This window comes from Methylibium sp. T29-B (genome assembly GCF_000576225.1).
GTDB classification, from domain to species: domain Bacteria; phylum Pseudomonadota; class Gammaproteobacteria; order Burkholderiales; family Burkholderiaceae_C; genus Methylibium; species Methylibium petroleiphilum.
The window spans coordinates 1-3,911 of the sequence record NZ_AZSN01000236.1; the positions used below are offsets into that span (position 1 = coordinate 1).

Genomic DNA, 3,911 nt, shown 5'->3' on the forward strand with positions numbered 1-3,911 from the left:
TGGAGTTGGAGGCCGCGGGCCGCGTGCGCGCCATCGGGCGGGCCCGCGCGCAACGCTGGCTGGCGCCGCCGCTGGCCGGATTCACGACGAACTTGTTACTCCCTGCCGCGCTGCCGCTCACGTAGATTGGGTTCCACCGCATCGGCCACGACGCGCAACGAAAGGAACCTGACCATGAGCAGCAACAGCAGCACCCTCCGGACCACTCCCCCGGCGCGCACGGCACCCGCAGAGATCGTGCGCGAGTACGGCCCCTTCGACGGCGCCGAGCGCATCCACGGCGTGACGCACGACGGACAGCGCGTGTGGGCCGCCACCGGCGAGCGGCTGGTGGCCTTCGACCCCGCGAGCGGCGAGACCACGCGCACGCTGGCCTGCGCCGCCGGCGCCGGCACCGCCTTCGACGGCAAGCACCTGTACCAGATTGCCGAGGCGCGCATCGACAAGATCGACCCGGCCACCGGGCGGGTGCTGGCGTCCATCCCCGCGCCCGGCGAGGGCCGCGACTCGGGGCTCACCTGGGCCGAGGGCAGCCTGTGGGTGGGGCAGTACCTGGACCGCAGGATCCACCAGATCGACCCCGCCACCGGCAAGGTCCTGCGCACCATCGAATCCAACCGCCACGTGACCGGCGTGACCTGGGTGGACGGCGACCTGTGGCACGGCACCTGGGAAGGCGACGAGAGCGAACTGCGCCGCATCGACCCGGCGAGCGGCAGCGTGCTGGAGCGGCTGGAAATGCCCGCCGGCACCGGCGTGAGTGGGCTGGAGTCGGATGGGGCCGGGCTGCTGTATTGCGGTGGGGGGGCGAGTGGGAAGGTGAGGGCGGTGAGGAGGCCGAAGCACGACCGCGTGTGAATCGAACGGCTGCATCACAGAACACCGATCGGCTGTGAGCAAAGGATCTTGAGTCCTTGGGTAGACCGCCAAATCCTTCCGAAAACCCAGTATTGATGCGGGTTTGCGGCTTCTCCTTGCACACGGGATTTCGTGCACATGCGCCAAATGAGGCCCCCTCGCGTGCACATGATGCCGTAGGCCCGCAATCCTTTGCACGCCCAGCGTTCATGCGGCTTGGCGGCGCGAGATTGCACACGGCACCGCCAACTCGACCCGATTTGATGCTGTAGCGTGTGCACACGGTCTGGTGACTCGAAGACGGCGAGAGAGCACCCGGGGCATCACGTCCGCAGCACCGCGGCGACCAAGTCCATCGAGAGCGTCTGCTCAGGCACCTGTCTCGATAACATTCTTGGCTCCGGCAACCTGGAGTCACCCACCTGGAGCCAGGAAACGGATGGACCGCAATGGCAGGCGCCGCCTGGCTTGGTCCGTCAGTTTTTCGTAGTGCTCATCCCAAAGGTCAAAGAGCTTTTCCAGGCCGATCAGCGTAACGCGGCCAGTGCCAGTCGCCATCACGAGAAGAAACTTGCGCTTGGCGGCGTCAACACCCTCGGTGACTCGCCGAATGGCCTCGTTTTGATAGTCGCGGCCAGCGATGTCCGCGTTGATCGCGACGCCTTGCAGCGGTTGCGCGAACTTGCGCTGGTGATGCAGTCGCTCCAAGTCGTCCCGCGTGTAGAAGCCCGAAACCTTTCTAGGCGCATAGCGCTCACGATCCCAGAACTGGATCTCTTTGCCGTTCGTGAGGAAGATAAATGGGTCCTGGCCGAACTTCGCTTTGATGAGGTCGGCATAGTCTGCAGCCTGCCGCTTGCCTGCCAATTCGTCTCGCGACGTGCGCTTCGCTTCAACTACGGCTAGCGGCTTTCCGTCGCTACCAAGTAGCACGTAGTCCGCGAACTGCTGGGCGTTGTAACCCGCCTCATTTTCCTGCGCCGACAGAACGAATTCTTCGATCAGGCTTCGTCGCGACTTGTTCCAACCGGCGTGCGCTAACTGAGCGTCAACAAGTTGAGCGCGTGTGGTTGCCTCATTGGAATTCGGACTCGCCAAGTTGCTTCTCCCCTGCAGTCAGGTTGACGCCGGCCAGTGCCGAGCAAAGTCAAACGAAAGCTGGCGATGGTGCCGAATAGACAGCAGGTACACAGTGGCATTGACCTCCACGGCCGCGTACAGCATCAGGTAGTCACCATGCAGGTACTCGCGCAGAACGTTGGCCGAGCCTTCCGGCAGCGTGGCCAGTTGTGCCAGTGCCTCTGCCGATTGCGGCGGGTTGTCGAGGTAGCGCCGGCCAATGCGTGGGAATCGCGCCAGGTTGGGGATCACCGTGGCGCGCAGCTCGGCGAGCAGGTCGTCAAAGGCAAAGGCTGCGTCCGCCTCCGTCAGGAACGCCTCGATGGCATCCAGGCGTTTCAGGAAGCTCGCCGTCAGCTCGACCCGGTAGGCATCCTCAGCCACGCTTCTTGGCAGCCTTGAGGGTGGTAGCGCTGGCTCGGCGCTGTTGAATTTGGGCGAGGGCAGCATCCGCCGCGTAGGTACGGCCTGCCTCGATGTCGGCCAATCCACGCTTGGCATCGTCGATCAACAGGAGGTGGATGCGCTCGCGTTCCAGGCGGTGGTAGTAGTCCAGCCTGTCTGCGTCGATTAGCGCGACATAGCTCTCGCCGTTTTTGGTGATGATTTTCTCGGCACCGGCCTTCGCTTGGTCGGCGAGTTCGGAGAGGTTGGCGCGCGCCTGGGTGAATGGCACCACATCACTGGCTGAAAAGCCCATGGCTGGCTCCCTGGAGAGGGTGATGACAGAATTCTGTGCAGTCTATCTCACTACGGCTCGCGCAGCCAGGTCGGGCAGTCACCCCCAGGCCTGCGGTAGCGCCCCCGGTCCAGGCGCCACGCAACGTAACAACGCGCCGTGGTTCGCCCACGAGAAAGCCATCTTCAACGGAGACATCTCCTATGCGGCCCTGGCCTAAACAGTCGCCTGCTTTCCTATTCGATAACTGAGATGCTGAGATGGCCTATTACTCGGCCACCGCCGCATTGCGGCCGTAAACGGAACGCTGGCTCGAGCCAACCACTGACATGATCTCAATCCGTCTCGCGCCCTCACCCCCCACCCTCGCCCTCAACTGCCCACACCCCCCCTCCACATCCTGCCCTGCTGACCTTCTCAGCTTGGTCAGCACGCCGCGCCGGTGCAGCGCGCCGGCCATCGCCACCGCGCGCTCCCAGGCCGGGCGCCGGAAAGCCAGTCCGTCCACGGTGTTGTAGGGAATGAGGTTCATCACCGCGTAGCGGCCGGCCAGCAGGCGCACGATGCCGTCGAGCTCGTCGTCGCCGTCGTTCACGCCGTCGATCAGCGTCCACTGGTACTGCACCGGGTAGCCGGTGGCGCGGGCGTAGCGCTCGCCGTGGGCCACCAGGTCCTCGGGATCGATGCGCGGAGCGCGCGGCAGCAGTTGCGCGCGCAGCTCGGGCTTGGTGGTGTGCAGAGACAGCGCCAGGGCGGGCTTCACGGCACCTTGCGGCAGGCGCTCGAACACGCGCTCGTCGCCCACGGTGGAGAACACCAGGTTCTTGTGGCCCACGCCTCCGGCGGTGCCCAGCAGCTCGATGGCCTCGAGCACGTTGTCCAGGTTGTGCGCGGGCTCGCCCATGCCCATGAACACCACCTTCTTCACCGCGCGCTGGCGCCGTGCCAATGCCACCTGGGCCACGATCTCGGCGCTGCCCAGCTGGCGCAGCAGGCCGCCCTGGCCGGTCATGCAGAACACGCAACCCACCGCGCAGCCCACCTGGGTGGACACGCACAGGCCGTCGCGCGGCAGCAGCACGCTCTCCACCGTCTGGCCGTCGGCCAGCGCCACCAGCAGGCGGGCCGAGCCGTCTTCGGCCGGGTGCTCGGAGCGCAGTTGCGCCAGGCCCTGCAGCTCGGCCTCCAGCGCCGGCAGGGCCTCGCGCAGCGCGAGCGGCAGCACGTCTTCCCGCGCGCTGCGGCGCTGCTGCGG

5 protein-coding genes are annotated in these 3,911 nt (G+C 65.9%); 1 reads left to right on the forward strand and 4 read right to left on the reverse strand.

Annotated elements, in window-relative coordinates; all coding sequences use genetic code 11:
- The first annotated feature begins 174 nt into the window (after positions 1–174).
- Entirely contained in the window at positions 175–858 is a 684-nt protein-coding gene (locus Y694_RS20260) for a PQQ-binding-like beta-propeller repeat protein (protein ID WP_051495936.1), read from the forward strand.
- A 414-nt stretch (positions 859–1,272) separates the two neighbouring features.
- Here Y694_RS20260 and Y694_RS23800 read toward each other — a convergent pair whose 3' ends face one another.
- The 4 genes from Y694_RS23800 to Y694_RS20280 form a co-directional block, all read right to left on the reverse strand.
- Complete coding sequence (locus Y694_RS23800) at positions 1,273–1,956, reverse strand: type I restriction endonuclease (RefSeq protein WP_152543597.1); 684 nt, start codon at positions 1,954–1,956, stop codon at positions 1,273–1,275.
- A gap of 18 nt (positions 1,957–1,974) precedes the next feature.
- Entirely contained in the window at positions 1,975–2,361 is a 387-nt protein-coding gene (locus Y694_RS20270; RefSeq protein ID WP_036235906.1) for a type II toxin-antitoxin system RelE/ParE family toxin, read from the reverse strand.
- Positions 2,354–2,677 carry a type II toxin-antitoxin system Phd/YefM family antitoxin gene (locus Y694_RS20275; protein WP_036235908.1) on the reverse strand — a complete coding sequence of 108 codons (324 nt, stop codon included), beginning with the start codon at positions 2,675–2,677 and terminating at the stop codon, positions 2,354–2,356. The genes Y694_RS20270 and Y694_RS20275 overlap by 8 nt, the downstream gene beginning before the upstream one ends.
- Before the next feature lie 247 nt (positions 2,678–2,924).
- Positions 2,925–3,911: RNA methyltransferase (locus Y694_RS20280; RefSeq protein ID WP_051495937.1), on the reverse strand; the 987-nt coding region annotated here is incomplete at its 5' end.

Coding starts and splice junctions, on each gene's coding strand:
- Y694_RS20260 (WP_051495936.1), top strand. CDS start 175: ATGAGCAGCAACAGCAGCACCCTCCGGACCACTCCCCCGGCGCGCACG.
- Y694_RS20275 (WP_036235908.1), bottom strand. CDS start 2,677: ATGGGCTTTTCAGCCAGTGATGTGGTGCCATTCACCCAGGCGCGCGCC.